This is a genomic window from Brucella tritici (assembly GCF_902825325.1).
Lineage (GTDB): Bacteria > Pseudomonadota > Alphaproteobacteria > Rhizobiales > Rhizobiaceae > Brucella.
In genome coordinates, this window is record NZ_CADEAR010000005.1 from 1 (window position 1) to 15,457 (window position 15,457).

Here is a 15,457-nt window from a genome sequence, read left to right on the forward strand (position 1 = left end):
CAGCAAGGAAAGCCCGGAAAGGTCGCACTTGTCGCCGTCATGCGTAAAATGATCATCATCCTAAATGCTAGAATGCGGGACGCAAACGCAACGGTGCTTGACGCCTAACACCGTTGCTTTTTGCATCAGCCTATGCTTGCACTCCTCGGCAAGGCTGGAAATGCTCTAGAACAGCGATGCGATACTCTGAACGATTGCCCAGCCTAGAAACGTTGCCGGTACGCTGAGTGCCGCAAGCATGATGCCGAGAAACACGTAGGCAGCCTCATTGGGCGAGCGCTTTGTTTGCTCCGGGGCCTTGTGCCATTGAGCAGGTACACCATCGAACATTGTATAAATCCTCCTTCTCCCTCAATTTGATTATTGATGAGAAGGCGATATGTTCAAGTCAAAATAAATAGATGTATTTATTGATGTTTTTATGTTAGAAGCAGCCCAATTCACGATGAGGAACATGTGAATATGCCGATCTTTGGACCTTAATTTGTGCTTATATATTTGATAGAAAATAATTTTACTTTTGTACTGTAAGTATCGATATATCCGAAGTTTCAAAAATATCTGAAAACTCGTTTGGTGGCGAGTCTTCTCTGCGTCAAAATGGCACGCAATGGGTGGCCTGATTTTACCGGCCAAATTTGACTGATACTCGGCTCAATAAAAGCTGTTGGGAAAATAGCGCAGGTAGAGCTCAGTCAGCGTGCCTTTCTGCTGCAATGCCTGGAGGGCATTGTTAAAGGCACTGACAAGGGAAGCGTTTTTCTGAGCAACTGCAATGCTAAGACCAGAACCAAGATATTGTGGCGCAAGGTAGGGGCCAGCTGCGAAGGAGCAGCATGCATGACCTTCTGGGCTGTTCAACCACATGGAAAGTGACATGCCGTCGTGGAAAACAGCGCCAACCTTGCCGCTCTTGAGGTCAGCGAGCATGAGTGAAGCATCCGCATAAGGCTTGGCCAGAGCTTGAGGAAAATAGCTTTTCAGCAATTGCTCATGAGCCGTGCCTGCGACCACGCCAACGGTCTTGCCCTTCGTGGCTAAAACTGGATCATCGTTGAAGGCATTTGCATTGGTCGTCGCAAATCGTGCAGGCAGTCGCATATAGGACCGCGAATAGACGAACTGCCCCCGGTTCATTTCGGTTGGCTTCCACCCGGCTATGATGGCTTCTGCCTGTCCGCTAAGCAGTCGTTCTTCAAGTTCATTCCAGGGGACAGCTTCAATCTGACAGATATCGTCGACACCCAGTTGACGGCAAAGGGCTTTGGCAAGGTCGACATTATAGCCTGCAAGTTGGCCCTGATCGCCCAGCATGTTGAACGGGGGGAAGTCGACGGTTGTAATGAATCTCAGACGGTTGAGCGCTTGCAGGGACGGCAATGGCAGGCGCTCCTTCTGGTTGATAAAGGAGGGAGCTTCCGGCTGTCTGTCTGAAGCCTGAGCACCATGAACGCCACATGCAAATACCAGCGCGATCAGCAGTCTTGGAAGGTAGGATTTCATGGCCCGATTTTGCTCCGTTTCCCTATAATTTCGCGTTAACTGAAAAATTGAGCGACGAGCAATATTCAACGAAGGTTCAATGAAAATAAAGGTTGCAATTCTTTTACAGTATAATACCTTCCGATTGTAATTTTACCGCAATAATCATCTAATAAAACTGGCGGTAAATAATATATAAGTAAATTAATAAAACATAACATATGAGTATTCAGTAGTTCGGGGGTGCTATGAGTAGCGGATCGATTGCATTCGATCTGGAGATATGCAGTGCCATATCAGCCAGATTGGAACAATGTGGCGTGTCTAGAGATGCGTTGTTGGCGGCCTATAGTGCGGCCACTCACCATGGAACATCTTATTGCGTGGAATTGGTTCAGCGAGGTGCCGTCGCAGAACCCATCATTTATGAAGCTATTGCCGATCTTCTCGGACTGGAATTCACAAACGAGGCCTTACCGTCTCGCATTTTCGTTTCGGGCGAAGAGAAACCATCGGCTTTCGTTGAGGTCGGGCAGGTTATAGTGCTCGGTGCAGACGGAGGTAGCTACCTCTACATTGCGCCATCGGAAAGCCGTATCAGAACGCTTCGAGATCATATTCTTGCGTCACCGCAGTTGAAGAACCGGATACGTATCTGCACGCCGACACTTTTGAAACAGATCATGCGGCAACGACATCAGAAGGATCTGATAGCAAGGGCCCATGAAATGACGCCGCAGTCACTTTCGGCTGCACGCGTTCTGGATACGCCGCAGGCATTTATCATTGCCATGGCACACTACGCGGTCTTCGCCTGCATGTACAATTGGCCGGGGATCACTCTTCTGGTGCTCCACGTTGCGCTGTCGGTATTCTTCTTCGGTTGCGTGATGATCCGTTTGTTCGCGGCTGTTGCCGGGCAACGATTGAAGTTCCTTGAGATCAGGAAATCCAAGCCACGCGATTTACCGAACTATTCTGTTCTGGTTCCACTCTATCGCGAGCAGGACGTGGTTGGTCAGCTCATCTCGAGCCTGAAGCGATTGAACTGGCCAGCCAGTAAACTCGACATCAAGCTTGTCTGCGAAAAGGACGACTTCGATACAATATCGGCGATACGTCGTGAGCAGCTTCCATTAAATTTTGAATTGGTCCTGGTGCCGTCCGGTGGCCCAAAGACAAAGCCAAAGGCGCTCAATTACGCATTGCAGTTTGCACGCGGCGAGATTGTTGCGGTCTTCGATGCGGAGGATCGTCCGCACCCCGATCAGTTGCTTGAGGCGTGGCAGACTTTTCAGGCGGAGGGCGACAAGCTGGCCTGTGTGCAGGCGCCCCTCATTATCGGAAATTTCCGTCATAATTTGCTGACGCGAATGTTTGCCTTTGAATATGCCGCACTTTTCCGCGGGCTCTTGCCGTGGCTTGCGTCTCGTGGGCTTGTCATTCCGCTCGGCGGTACATCCAATCATTTCCGCCGATCTTGCCTGGAACAAGTTGGCGGCTGGGATGCCTATAATGTCACGGAAGACGCCGATCTCGGTGTGCGGCTCGCTCGATTTGGCTATCGCATTGGCGTCATCACGCGTGGAACTATTGAGGATGCACCCGTGAACTATGATGTCTGGCGCAAGCAGCGAACACGCAGGCTCAAAGGCTGGATGCAGACATGGCTCGTTCACGGACGCCAGCCGCATAACACTTGGCGCGAGCTCGGCTGGTTCAGATTTTCCGTCAATCAGATCTACACATTAGGCATAATCAGTTCGGCGCTTCTACACCCGCTCATGCTGGCCATGTTCGCAATCTTGCTGACCAGCATGTTGTTCGGCCCCCTGACGACACATGGTATCTGGTTGTTGGGGATCGATGTGACGAACATATTGCTGGCTTATCTGAGCTTTTATCTTCTGGGCGCGAGAACGATGGAGCCAACGGAGTTGGGAGGTTATGCATACCTGTTCTCAATCCCGATATACTGGGTGTTGATTTCGATCTCGGCCTGGCGCGCACTATGGCAGCTGGTGCGTGTGCCTCATCTGTGGGAAAAGACGCCGCACCAGCCAAGTTTGTTTTACATTTCCGGGAATGACGAGGTGAGAAATGTAGAACCACGCCCGATGATCGATTGATCCTCGGCCCCGATTGCCTGTAGGTCTCGGCCTTCATAGGGCAATGTCAAAAGGATGCGCCGGATTGCAGCCAGTCTGGCGCGCCTCTTGTCATTGGAGCGAATGATCGTCCAGGGTGAGTAGCCCGTATCGGTCCTCTCGAGCATAGTGTGCAAGGCGTCGGAATAATCATTCCAGCGGGAAATGCCTGCCACATCCATCGGTGAGAATTTCCAGTTCTTGAGCAAGCTATGGCGGCGCTCGTGAAAGCGCTTGAGCTGCATTTCCTGACCGATATCCAGCCAGAATTTGAAAAGGTGGATGCCATCCGTAACGATCATGCGCTCGAAATCTGGTGTTTCGGTCAGGAACGTTTCAAGCTGCGTCGGAGTGCAGAAACCCATCACCCGTTCCACGCCAGCACGGTTGTACCATGAGCGGTCGAAGGTAACGAACTCACCGGCTGTTGGAAAATGCGCGACATAACGCTGGAAGTACCATTGCCCCTGTTCAGTTTCGGTTGGCTTCGGCAAGGCGACATTGCGTGCGGTTCTGGGATTCATGAACTCGCGGATTGTAAAAATGGTGCCGCCCTTGCCAGCAGCGTCCCGGCCCTCGAAAACGCTGATGACGCGTCCGCCCGTCTCTTGAAGCCAATATTGCAGTTTGACGAGTTCAATCTGAAGCCGCTCCAGCGTTTCTTCATATTCGTCCGACTTCATCTTGGAGGGATAGGGGTATCCGCCTGATTGCAATGCGTTGTCATCGATCCATTTCGGCAGCTTCGGATCGTTTATGTCAAACGACTGCGCCTCACCTCCAATTTTCAGCTTGATTGGCTTGTCGCTTGATTTTGCCTCGTCTTTTTTGTCTTTCTTTTTGTTAGCTGTCTTCGAACTGTCACCCACGGCAATTCCCTTTCGTTTATATCAAAGCATGATATGGGCTGTTTGGAAGCCGCGTAAAGGACGTTCGAACATTTCCGGTTAAAGTCGATGCCACAACCGCAGAAGGAAGCAGCATGAGCGAGGCAGGCAACCATACCGATCCAGAACGACCGGCTGAGAAGTCGATTTTTGAACCGCTTCTCCGGGTCAAGGGCATTTTGATTGCCAGCATGGTTCTTGCCGTCTGCGTGCTGGCTCTTGATCTTCCGTTCTGGTTTCGCGCTGGTCTGTTGGCCGTTGTCGTGCTCGGCGCGGTCTGGCTCGCAAGCGAAGTTGCAAGCACAGAACCAGACGACGTGCCAGTAAAGAATATAGTGCCTAACGAAATGGCGGGCGTGTCCGGCGAGCGTCTGGCCGATCTCCTGACCGACCCGATGGTCATCTTCGATCACAGCGGCACCGTGTTGTTCACCAATTCTGCGGCCATCGAAGCATTCCAGTCATTGGAAACCGGCACAGCGCTCTATCTGCGGTTTCGTGCGCCGGAAATGCACGCGCTTATTCAAGGCGTGATCGCAGATGGCGAAGCGCGAAGCATTGAGTATTTTGAGCGCGTCCCGATTGATCGCTGGTTCAAGGCAATGGTCAAGGCTTTGCCGGGCAAGGATGGAAGACCTGAGCTTTTTGTTCTGCTGTTTCGCGACCAAAGCGAGACGCGTCGCATTGATCGTATGCGTTCGGACTTCATCGCAAATGCGAGCCACGAACTGCGCACGCCGCTGGCCTCGCTACGCGGGTTCATCGAGACGTTGCAAGGACCCGCTCGAAACGACACGGCTGCTCGCGACCGCTTTCTGGATATCATGCAGAAGCAGGCCGAACGCATGTCGCGCCTGATCGACGATCTTTTGTCCTTGTCGCGTCTCGAAATGCGGGCGCATCTGACGGTCAATGAATGTGTCGATATGACCTCCATTCTCAATCATGTTGCCGATACGCTGACGCCGTTAGCGGCTGGTCTGGATATCAGTATCGAGCGTCAATTGCCGGATCATTCCGTGAATGTTACAGGCGCACGTGACGAACTCATTCAAGTGTTCCAGAATCTCGTTGAAAATGCTTGCAAATATGGGCAGGCGGGCAAACGTGTCATCGTAAAGCTCGATGAAGACGACAGTGGCAGTTCGCCGGAAGTCGTTGCATCCGTTCAGGATTTTGGCCCAGGTATCGCCGCTGAACATTTGCCACGTCTGACGGAACGTTTCTACCGGATCGACGTGGAGACAAGCCGGGCTCAAAAGGGTACGGGCCTTGGGCTTGCGATCGTCAAACACATCCTCGCGCGCCATCGCGGTCGGCTGGTTGTTCGCTCACAATTGGGCGAAGGATCGACCTTTACTGTGCGCCTGCCAAAGCGAGCGGCGTAAGCTTTATCGAAATTTGCGTAGCAACCGCCATTTCAGTGGACGCAGTTTTTTATAGAACGGCGTCGCGCGCATTCTTTCCAGCGCATGGGCGAGGATAAGAGATATGCGTCCTCGAAGTGTGAGCGGGCGAATATAGTCGCGCAAGAACGTCGTCTGGTCGCAGAGCTCGGTTTTCCAAGGCTCGTCGCCGTAGCCAAGATCGAAACAGGTGTAATCCTGCGCCTTCAGTTCTGATAACAGGCGCAACATCAGTAGTTTCCCCGGCGAGAACCTGCCCCAGTCACCGTTTTCGAACGTTGTAATCATCGCACAATAGTGGCCCTTACGGACGATGCTCCACATCGTGGCCAATATTGTTTCACCAACTTTCAGCGCCGAAAGATGCAAGGCATCACGCTGGGCAAGCTCCTTCGTCGCCGCTTCGAAAAAACGACGCTTTTCGGGATGGGCATCGAAACCAGGAACCATGGTTTCTTCAAAACGTCGCTGTTTCTGGCGCAACATGACGTTCAGAACCAATTGTCTTTCATCTGCGTTCTGCGCGATAAAAAACTGGTATCCTTCCATCCGCCGAAGCGCTCGGTCGTGTTTCTTTAAATTGCCGATACTTCGTATGGAGCGTTCTATCTCGTCCAGGGGACGTGTCAGGGAGATGGCATGTGCAGATGCGCCTGAAGGCAGGTTTGTCACCAGCCATAGATGATTTGCAGAGCCTTCAATGCGCTCCGGCATTTTGCAGAGCGCAATGACATCATGCGAGGGGACTGCTGCGATAACAGCGTTGAGGATAAGTGCTGCCGTTTCGTGTGAAAGCTTCGCTGCTGCTGGAAACACGATGGGCGCGTTATAATCGCTCACGCCGTCATCGATGAATGAAAGCACCCTGGAACCGTAGATACGTGTAACAGAAAGCGGCAGAAAGAGAAGTGGAGTGCCATCGGACTGGCGAACCTCAGTCAGGCATAGCTGCACTCCGGGTTTCTGCCCGTAGGTTGTTTCCCAAGCTTTCAGGAATGATTTGGACTGAAAGACAAAGAATGCGGCGCCGGTTCTGTCATCGGCATCTGGCCAGTCGGCGGATAGCTGTCCCGTACTGCTAAAAACTCGAATGTCAAAATTATTGGTCAGCATAAAAGTCTTTCAGAAACCCCCAGTTTGGGAAATTTCAATTATGTAAGTGCACCGAATCTCATTTTATAGTTGAAGTGTTTAGTAGATTTGAAACCTAAGGAAACTATGAAATGCTAGTGGTCTGATTCCGACATTTGCGTCCCTCTGATACAGGCGCCGAGCAAATGTCGAAATCGCAAAGACCACTAGTAACTTTATGTATCTAGTGGATTTTGCGAATTTGACGTTTGAAACAGCGTCTCATTCAGTCGGGATTCGAACGTCAAATTCAATCCACTAGCTTGACTAACTTCTGCCAATTGATCGCTTCGCATGTGCTTTCTCGCAAATAGGGCAATGATGTCTGTTTCGATTATCATCAAGACTTTGAACGAGGAAAAGCGTATCGCCGAGGCTGTGGAGAGCGCCTTGAGGGCTTTGCCTGGCGGAAAGGTGGAAGTTATCGTAGCGGATAGCGGGTCTAAAGATCGCACGATAGAAATCGCGCGAACCTATCCGATCAAGGTCGTGCAGATCGAGCCCCCCGCGCAAGCCAGCTGCGGTCTCGGCCCGCAACTGGGCTTTCAGTATTCAACACAGCCCTATATCTGTCTGATCGATGGCGACATGATAATCGAGCCGGATTTTTTGCCGGCAGCGCTCGATTATCTCGACAAGCACCCGGATGTCGGTGGCGTGACTGGTCATGTCGTGGACCAGATTCTGGAAAGCCTGGAGTTCCAGCGTCGTGCGAAGCGGCATTCGCCGGAAGCGCGAACAGGTGATATCGACCGCATGAATGGCGGCGGACTTTACAGGCGCAGCGCGATTGAGCAGGCGGGATATTTTTCAGACCGCAATCTTCATGGCCATGAAGAGTTTGATGCGGGTGTCCGCCTGCGCAGCAATGGCTGGAAGCTCTATCGCCTGGATCGGCCTTTTGTGCAGCATTTTGGCTATACGATGAACGCCTACAAGCTTCTGGTTCGCCGCTGGAAAAGCAAATATCTGCGTGGAACCGGTGAGGTGTTGCGCGCTGCGATAGGGCAACCGCATCAGAAAAATCTGTTCCGTGAACTGCCGGAACTACGGCTTTGGGGTGCAGTCTATCTTTGGTGGCTGGCAATCATAGCAGCTCTTGTTTTTCTGCCGGGATGGCCGCTGGCAATTCTGACAGCCGCGGTAATTGCCGTGGTTCCATTTGTGGCAATGTCGGTCCGGTCGCGTAGTATAGAGCTTGGTGTCTATGCGGTGGTGGCATGGATATTCCACGCAGCAGCCCTACCGCTCGGCTTTTTTCAGCCGCGCCGCAAGCCTACAGACTGGATTGAAAGCAAGGTTATAAGAGAGCCTTGATGAGAACCCCGCGACTGGCCATATCCGTTTCACTTCTGGCCCTCGCAATGTCCGGTGCCGTTGCCGAGGAATGGCTTCCGGTCAAAGAAAACAATCTCGAAATTTCCTCAGGAAGCCCACTCGATTTTTCGGGATTTCTGACAAACATCCCGATTGAAGAGAAAAATCGTTTAGTCGCAAATGCCGACGGACGTTTCGCGCAGGCAGACACGCCTGACCAGGCGATGCGACTGCAATGCGCGGCGATTGCCTGGGGGCCTCCATCATCCGGCGTGGTAGATCATGCCTTCATTGATCGATATGTGCGACAGCTTCGTCTGCATGGCTACAATATAGCTCGTTTCCATTTCGTTGATGCCGATCTGATGCTTGAGCAGGCAGGCGATTTCGATTTCCGACCTGATGCTCTCGACCGGATGCGCTACCTTATGGCGGCGCTCAAACGCGAAGGCATCTACTGGATCATTGACGGGCTTACCTCTGAAAGTGGCGCTTTGGGCGGAAAGGACATTGACCGCTGGGGTCCAGAAGGAAATGTGAAGCGCCGAACCTATGTGGACGATGCAGCATTCGATCACTGGTTGCGCTTCCAGAAAGAGGTCTACGCCACAGTCAATCCCTATACAGGCCTTGCACCTTTACAGGATCCCGCGCTCGCACTGGTCATTCCGTTTAACGAAAATGGCATCGAGTTTACAAGCTTTGTGCACGAGCACGACGACGGTACAACATTTTGGCCGGGCTATCGTCCCGCGTTCAATGCATTTCTGAAAAAGCATTATGCGGATAGTTCCACCTTGTCCCGAGCCTGGGGCGGGTTGGCACCCGATGAAAATCTGGAACAACAGACCGTCCAACTGCCCGTAAGCCGTAGTGGTGGAGGGAGACGGCTGCGAGATTTTCAGGCTTTCGTCGTTGAGAGCGAACGTTCGCTGGCGCAACGGATGGAGCAGGCGCTACGCGATCTTGGCTATCGCGGTCTCATCGCCTCCTATAACAACTTGTTCACCGTCCAAACCGCTCTTTCAAGACAAAACCAGAAAGCTGTGGTCGCCAACACCTATCAAGACTGGATCGGAACTCTCAACCCCGGAACGGAAATCAGGCATACGAGTTCGATTGGCGACACTGCTTCCTATGTCAGTGAAATCGCTGTCGGGCGCTGGCTCGGTCGACCGTTTCTTGTGACCGAATACGAGCATCTGTTCTGGAGCCGTTATCGATATGAGGCGGGTCTGGTGTTTCCAGCCTATGCCGCATTGCAGGGCTGGGACGGCATCTGCCGTCATGGGCAAGGACCGTTAACGCTTGCGTTTGATGAGGCCGCCCCATTCCGTCAGCGTATCGTTCCCTACACTTTTGCCGTCGATCCTGTAGCGCGTGCAGGCGAAACGCTGGCATCACTTCTGTTTCGTCGCGGTGACGTAGAAACTGCAGATTTCAATCTACCATTCATGATGCAAGGCAAGGCGAGCCTTGGTGAATCGCTTGAGTTTCGAGAACCGGCCCGGCTCAAGCCGTTAGCACTTGTGGGCGGGGTTGGTCTTGCCACGAAAGAACTGGCTTGGCCGCAAGGCTTGCAAAAAAAAGTCGCGGTCGATTATCGAAATGTATCACTCGATAACGTGTTGCAACGTCTGAAAGCGGCAGGACTTCTTGCAGATGACAACATAACCAACCCTTCGCAGGGCTTGTTTGAAAGTACTACGGGTCAAATCCGGCTCGACCGCAACAAGCTGCGGATGCAGGTCGTTACGCCGAAGACCGAGGCCGTTGCTTTTGCCGAACTGAAAGATCACCTGACTTTGAATGAGCTGTCCCTCGGCAATGCCGAGGAGCGGGGGCTGTTCGCTGTTTCGGCAATAGACGAGAAACTGCTGAAGGATAGCGAAAAGCTGCTGATAATTTTCGCGAGCGACGCTCGCAATAGCGATATGCGTTTCCGCGACAAGGCAGAGAAAATCATAGAGGATTGGGGGCGACTGCCGGTCACTTTGCTACGCAATCGAGTGGACGTAAATCTGGCACAAGACACGGTTTCGTGGACAATTTCGCCGGTCGGTCTTGATGGAAAGATTCATGAAAAGATTGCTGCCGGGTCTGGCCCCATTGCTTTCCGGCTGGATAATGGAGCTGGCAAAGCGGGGCCGACGACGTTCTTCCTTCTTGAACGGAAGCTTGCAGCTCAATAGAAGTCCGTGGACAGTCTGCTCCAGCTTTCGCCGGCAAGCCCGCCAATAAAGATATCATTACGCTGAACGGCGTTCAGCATATCAGCATTTGCTGTGGCCACACAGACATTGGCTTTCAAGCGAAAGAACATGATCGACTGCTGTGAAAGTGCGTTGAGAAAACGCGGGTCAACTCTGCCTTGTGCTGCGATATGCCCCTCATCCTGCAGGTGGAGTAGCATCGCATCGACGGCATGTTTTTCCATTCCGGCTTTTGCGAGGATGTTGAGAACTTCGGCAATGCCATTGGAGCGGACGTAATAACAAAAAAAGCCGCTTGGACTGCCGGTGCGGTCGTTGATCGCACAGAACCGCAAGGTACCGGCAGCCAGATTGTCTGACGCCATCAGGAACAGCCAGTTGATGTCGCTTTCTGTCCAATCTGGATGGGCCGAATAGTTTTGCAGGTAACCGGGAACCAGAGATATCGCTTCTTCTTGCGCAATTTCCGTCACATTCGCCCGGGGCTTGGCGGCCCTCGTGATCGCAGGAATGGGGAAAAGCGGGTTGAGCATTTTGCCCACTGAACTGGTAGCCCATCCGCCGAGGATCGGACGCCGTTCGGCAACGTAACTGGCCACATAGCTGGCAGCTTGGAATACGCGTGTCCATCCAAGCCCATGTGTGCTGAGTGTGATTCCCCCGATCGCTTCGGAATGTTTGAGGCTTACCGGCGCTGCACTGTCGGTGAAGTTGAGTATCTTTTCACTTGGACGCAAAGTGAGTGTCAGTTCGGCGGCACCGCGCGGCGACATTTCCGGCTTCATCATGAAAGCGCAAAGCAATCGCCCCATGATCGATTGGCCATTGACCCTATACGGAATGGGCAGGACCGAGATCGCGCTATCGATCTCACCGTGTTCGTCCTCATGAATCACGCTACCAATCGCAGGGTCGTAGTAGGGGTTTTCAAAAAAGAACTTCTGAAAATACTGATCGAAAGTCTTGTCGCATGACTTTGAGTGTGGACGAAAAACTCGCTGGAACAGCGTGCGGACCGCAGGAATATCATCAATATGCATCGCGCGAACACGTCGCGACTTGATATCACTTGCTGGTGTAGAGATATGCGTCATCTAAGCCCCCGCTTGCTTGAAACCGCCTTTTTTCTCTTCTGCGTCACGACTCCGGCGAACGAGGTAGATAACGCATCCCCATGATGCCAACACGATACTGATTTCAATTACGTAAATGGCTGCGAAAGTTCCTGTAATAGGTGCGTACCAGGTGGCCAGCGCCAGAAGCGGTGCGCCTAGAATATTGCCTGTGTTCAGGACCGCCGTGCGATAGCTGTGTTGGCTCGCAGCCCCCAGAAGATCGACCGCTATCGACCACAGTGCAACAAACACGGTAATCCAGCAAAGCGTTCGGCAGAAGGAAACCAGCGTGTCATATTCACTGCCGAACAGATAGGGTAAATACGGCGCAATGATAAAGACGGCGAGCGAGGTGAATATGCCTATGGCGAATGCAGCGCCGAGCAGACGCATTGTGATCGGTAGAGCATGATGGATGCCGTTTGCGCTGGCACGAGCCAGATGCGGGTAGACGAGACGGTTCATCGCCTCGACGGTCAATGTGCTGCTGTCGATGATGCGGCGCGTAACACCGTAGCTGCCGACAACGCTTGGCGGCATCAATGTCCCGAGCAGCAGAAGGTCGGCATTCTGGCGCACTGCCTTGAAGATGAATTGCGATGCGAACATCACGCCAAGCCGCAGTTCGTCGCGCACGATTGTATATTGTGGCCGACCGAGCCTACGCAGAAACAAGGCATAAACCACGGCAACCAATACATGGACACCGAACTGCCAATAGGCCCATCCGACAACAGTGGAGACACCGAATACAAGGCACGCGATGGCAGCGGCAATGGTGCGCGCAATAGCAAACCCGACCACGGAAAGATTGGCGGATATGAAGTCGGTATGTGCGATGTAAATCTGCTCGACCAGCAGGATTAGGCGCACCAGTACAATATTCGTGACAAGCAGCAGGAACAGCCCAACCAGATTTCCGGAAAATTCAGGAGTGCTGCTCAGCCAGAACGGCAAAATCAGCAGTCCAGCGGCGACGAGGATGACGCCGGTTATTGCGATCAAAATGAGATTGTGACCGAGCATTGCCGGATAAATCGCCCGATCCTGCGCCACACGACGGACGAGACATTCCGCTCCGCCAAGGCCGCAGATGAAGGTGGCGATGCTGGTTACCGCCATGACAGTCACGAACAGACCAAACTCGTGAGAGCCGAGATAGCGCGCCAGAATAGCGAATGTAAAAAGCTGCGCGATGTTTGCCGCAAAGAGGCTGCCGCTAGAAGCTGCGTAGGACAGTAATGTCGACCAATGGCGTTTCAAGTTTCCATACCGAATTTTCGGGCTGCTCGGGCCCAGCGTGCTTCTGGGAGGATGAAAGACGCTTGGAATTTCAAGAGAATATTATGGCAGAGAACCGGATTATTTTCCGTAAAGTTTCCGGTGGTGAGGCACATGCTTCATTTCCTCTTAATCCCGAAGAACATGAGGTGCCAAGCATGTTGCGTGAAATTTATCAGAAACTGCATGAGTAAATGACCTTCATTTGCATTTTAGTGACACTCTTGCAGATGATTGCCTTTCATTAACCGAATTTTTTAATCTTTAAGTCTAAGGAAAACAGTAGCGCCATGTTTGCGCTATCGAGTGAACTTTAGGGGCGACTAATGTACACCTTGCGCGACCTCGCTTCGAAGGCACGGGTAACGGAGACCGCCAGTGAAAGTCTGGTTCCTGTCGACGACCGGCTGCGTGCCGTTCGCAGCGAAACGCATATCGTCTACGAAGAAGAAAAGATCACTGAGACAAGCGCCACCGCAAACAAGGGGCTGATGCTGCCTGAACTTGACCTGTTCGAGGCGCTTGCCTGGATGCGTGCGCGTTGGATTTTGATCGCAGCGCTGGCGATAATCGGCGGTTTGGCGGGGCTTGCTTACGGCATGACGGCAAAGCCACGCTATACAGCCTATACCGATTTGCTGGTTCCACCATCCGGGCTTCAATTGCTGCCCAATGATGTCTATGCCCAGAGCCTTCAGGCCGACAGCCAGATTCTCGACATTGAAAGCAAGATGCGCATCCTGACCTCCGGCAACGTCCTGCGGCGGGTTGTGACGGATTTGAAGCTGAATGAGGATGAGGAGTTTGTTCCCCCGCCGCCGGCTTTTGATCTTCGGGCCATGTTGGGGCTCAGCAAACCGGTGGGGCCGAAAGACGATACGCTGACTGCGGTTCGCGCATTGTCGCAGCGAATTACGGTTGCGCGTCCTGAACGATCATATCTGGTTACGATTGCGGTCTGGACCGATAATCCCGAGAAATCGGTAAAAGTTGCAGATTCTCTGGCCAATGCCTTTCAGGAAGAAATTGCACAGGCGGATGCCGACGGTGCAGGACGCGCTGCTTCGGCTCTGTCCGAACGTTTGGCCTCGTTGCAGAAGGCTGCAACTGAAGCGGAAGAAAAGGTTGCTGCGTTCCGCAGGGCACATGGTCTGCAGACCGCGGGTGGCGAACTCGTCAGCACCCAGTCGATGACGCAGATCAATTCCAAACTGGTCGATGCCAAGGCGCGGCTTGCCGAGGCAAGCACGCGTTATGAAGAACTGACGAGGGACACAGGCAGTACCGTCAGTCCGGCAAGTACTTTACAGTCGTCCACGATGACGAATTTGCGTGGACAATATGCATCGCTGAAGCAGCGCTACGATGCTCTGGCCATGACCTACGGGCCGCGTTATCCGGAACTGATAAATACGGAACGCCAGCTTGCCGGTCTGGAACAGCAGATGGCGCAGGAGCGGGCACGTATCCTGCAATCGGCCAAGGTTGATCTCGATCAGGCAAATGCTGTCGTTGCGGCTCTGAATGCGCAGGCAGCTTCCGCACGTTCCGCTGTCGCACTCGACAATGATGCGCAAGTTCAGCTTTCGGACCTTGAACGTGACATGGCAGCCAAAGTAGCGATCTACAACACATTCCTGACCCGCTCTTCGGAGACCAGTCAGCGCCAGCAGCTCGATGCCACCAACATTCGGATCATTTCGACGGCCATTCCTCCGATTGGTCGAAGCTGGCCACCCAAGACCGTGGTGTTGGGGGCTGCGGGCGGCATTGCCGGGATGGGGCTCGGTGTCGTTCTCGTACTCGGTTTGGGCTATCTTGGCGCATGGCGCAGAAATCGCGAAAATCTAGCCTGACTTGACCGCACTTATCGGTTCATTAGAGCGCCGATCTGATTGAATCAGATCGGCGCTCTAGCTGTTTGTTTTGACACGCATCTTGTTCCGAAAGCCGTTTCACACTTTTCGGGATGCGCTCTAATGTGAGGAGATATAGTCGCCAGCCGTCGGGCGTGCGATTTTTCTGTATGTTCTCATTCATCTGGATAAGCCCAAGTCTCTATCCAGATATTGACGTTGTCACCGGCGCGATTCATCGGAGTACTGATGCCTTAGAGCCCATATTGGCCGGTGCGGGGCATAGTTATTGCGCGCACCGAAACGTCGCGGCCTTCAATCCGCATAATTCTTTTTTGAATATGATGATCAATGCTGGTGTTATCGGTTTAATTCTGACACTTATCTGGGTAACGGCCTTTCCGCATCGATATATTAAGGAAGCGGAAAGCACAGATGACGACCCTATATTAACGCTCCTTCATATTCGCCTTTGGCTTTACGGATTATACATGTCTTGTATGAAAAATACGTTCTTCCAGAATGGTGGGGCATTGTGGTTTTGTATAATGATTGCTGTCTTCGGAACGCGCTTGCAGGCAAAGGCAAGTCTTGACTGAAGCGGCATTTGGGGGAGTTGGGG

At 52.7% G+C, this 15,457-nt stretch carries 13 protein-coding genes and 1 pseudogene; 8 read left to right on the forward strand and 6 right to left on the reverse strand.

The genetic code is table 11. The features are described from left to right. Nucleotides 1–108 (forward strand): annotated as a pseudogene (locus HWX93_RS08355) (IS110 family transposase); the annotation flags it as partial. Between the two features lie 57 nt (nt 109–165). On the opposite strand, the gene HWX93_RS08360 reads toward HWX93_RS08355, so the two are convergent. Next, entirely contained in the window at nt 166–330 is a 165-nt protein-coding gene (locus HWX93_RS08360; protein WP_167522179.1) for a hypothetical protein, read from the reverse strand. Nucleotides 331–654: 324 nt separating this feature from the next. Next, nucleotides 655–1,503: a transporter substrate-binding domain-containing protein gene (locus tag HWX93_RS08365; RefSeq protein ID WP_176037136.1), complete on the reverse strand. Its 849-nt coding sequence runs from the start codon at nt 1,501–1,503 to the stop codon at nt 655–657. Nucleotides 1,504–1,730: 227 nt separating this feature from the next. On the opposite strand from HWX93_RS08365, the gene HWX93_RS08370 reads away from it, so the two are divergent. Continuing rightward, nucleotides 1,731–3,611, forward strand: coding sequence for a glycosyltransferase family 2 protein (locus HWX93_RS08370; protein ID WP_176037137.1), 1,881 nt, complete (start codon nt 1,731–1,733; stop codon nt 3,609–3,611). Here HWX93_RS08370 and ppk2 read toward each other — a convergent pair. Beyond that, nucleotides 3,554–4,498 carry a polyphosphate kinase 2 gene (ppk2, locus tag HWX93_RS08375; protein ID WP_151554370.1) on the reverse strand — a complete coding sequence of 315 codons (945 nt, stop codon included), beginning with the start codon at nt 4,496–4,498 and terminating at the stop codon, nt 3,554–3,556. The genes HWX93_RS08370 and ppk2 overlap by 58 nt on opposite strands. 113 nt (nt 4,499–4,611) lie before the next feature. Between ppk2 and HWX93_RS08380 the strand changes: the two genes are divergently transcribed. Next, complete coding sequence (locus HWX93_RS08380) at nt 4,612–5,904, forward strand: ATP-binding protein (RefSeq protein WP_151652450.1); 1,293 nt, start codon at nt 4,612–4,614, stop codon at nt 5,902–5,904. A 3-nt stretch (nt 5,905–5,907) separates the two neighbouring features. Here the strand turns inward: HWX93_RS08380 and HWX93_RS08385 are convergent, their stop codons facing one another. Then, nucleotides 5,908–7,035, reverse strand: a complete 1,128-nt coding sequence (locus HWX93_RS08385; protein WP_151652449.1) for a GNAT family N-acetyltransferase — start codon at nt 7,033–7,035, stop codon at nt 5,908–5,910. A gap of 339 nt (nt 7,036–7,374) precedes the next feature. Here HWX93_RS08385 and HWX93_RS08390 point away from each other — a divergent pair, with 339 nt between their 5' ends. Both HWX93_RS08390 and HWX93_RS08395 read left to right on the forward strand, forming a co-directional pair. Then, complete coding sequence (locus HWX93_RS08390) at nt 7,375–8,370, forward strand: glycosyltransferase (protein ID WP_151554367.1); 996 nt, start codon at nt 7,375–7,377, stop codon at nt 8,368–8,370. Then, complete coding sequence (locus tag HWX93_RS08395) at nt 8,370–10,562, forward strand: glycoside hydrolase (RefSeq protein WP_151652447.1); 2,193 nt, start codon at nt 8,370–8,372, stop codon at nt 10,560–10,562. Before HWX93_RS08390 ends, HWX93_RS08395 begins: the two co-directional genes overlap by 1 nt. Here HWX93_RS08395 and HWX93_RS08400 read toward each other — a convergent pair. Together HWX93_RS08400 and HWX93_RS08405 are read right to left on the reverse strand one after the other, a co-directional pair. Then, nucleotides 10,556–11,677 carry a hypothetical protein gene (locus tag HWX93_RS08400; protein WP_151554365.1) on the reverse strand — a complete coding sequence of 374 codons (1,122 nt, stop codon included), beginning with the start codon at nt 11,675–11,677 and terminating at the stop codon, nt 10,556–10,558. The genes HWX93_RS08395 and HWX93_RS08400 overlap by 7 nt on opposite strands. Then, nucleotides 11,678–12,961: a lipopolysaccharide biosynthesis protein gene (locus tag HWX93_RS08405; protein ID WP_151677378.1), complete on the reverse strand. Its 1,284-nt coding sequence runs from the start codon at nt 12,959–12,961 to the stop codon at nt 11,678–11,680. It abuts the gene before it with no gap. An 83-nt stretch (nt 12,962–13,044) separates the two neighbouring features. Here HWX93_RS08405 and HWX93_RS23155 point away from each other — a divergent pair, with 83 nt between their 5' ends. The 3 genes from HWX93_RS23155 (at nt 13,045) to HWX93_RS08415 (ending at nt 15,434) form a co-directional block, all read left to right on the forward strand. Then, complete coding sequence (locus HWX93_RS23155) at nt 13,045–13,173, forward strand: hypothetical protein (RefSeq protein WP_268878399.1); 129 nt, start codon at nt 13,045–13,047, stop codon at nt 13,171–13,173. Between the two features lie 132 nt (nt 13,174–13,305). Beyond that, on the forward strand, nt 13,306–14,835 hold the full coding sequence (locus HWX93_RS08410) for a GumC family protein (RefSeq protein WP_151554363.1): 1,530 nt from the start codon (nt 13,306–13,308) through the stop codon (nt 14,833–14,835). A 170-nt stretch (nt 14,836–15,005) separates the two neighbouring features. Further along, the gene (locus HWX93_RS08415; protein WP_235912776.1) at nt 15,006–15,434 is read left to right on the forward strand and encodes a hypothetical protein; all 429 of its coding nucleotides are present in this window, start codon (nt 15,006–15,008) and stop codon (nt 15,432–15,434) included. Nucleotides 15,435–15,457: the final 23 nt, after the last annotated feature.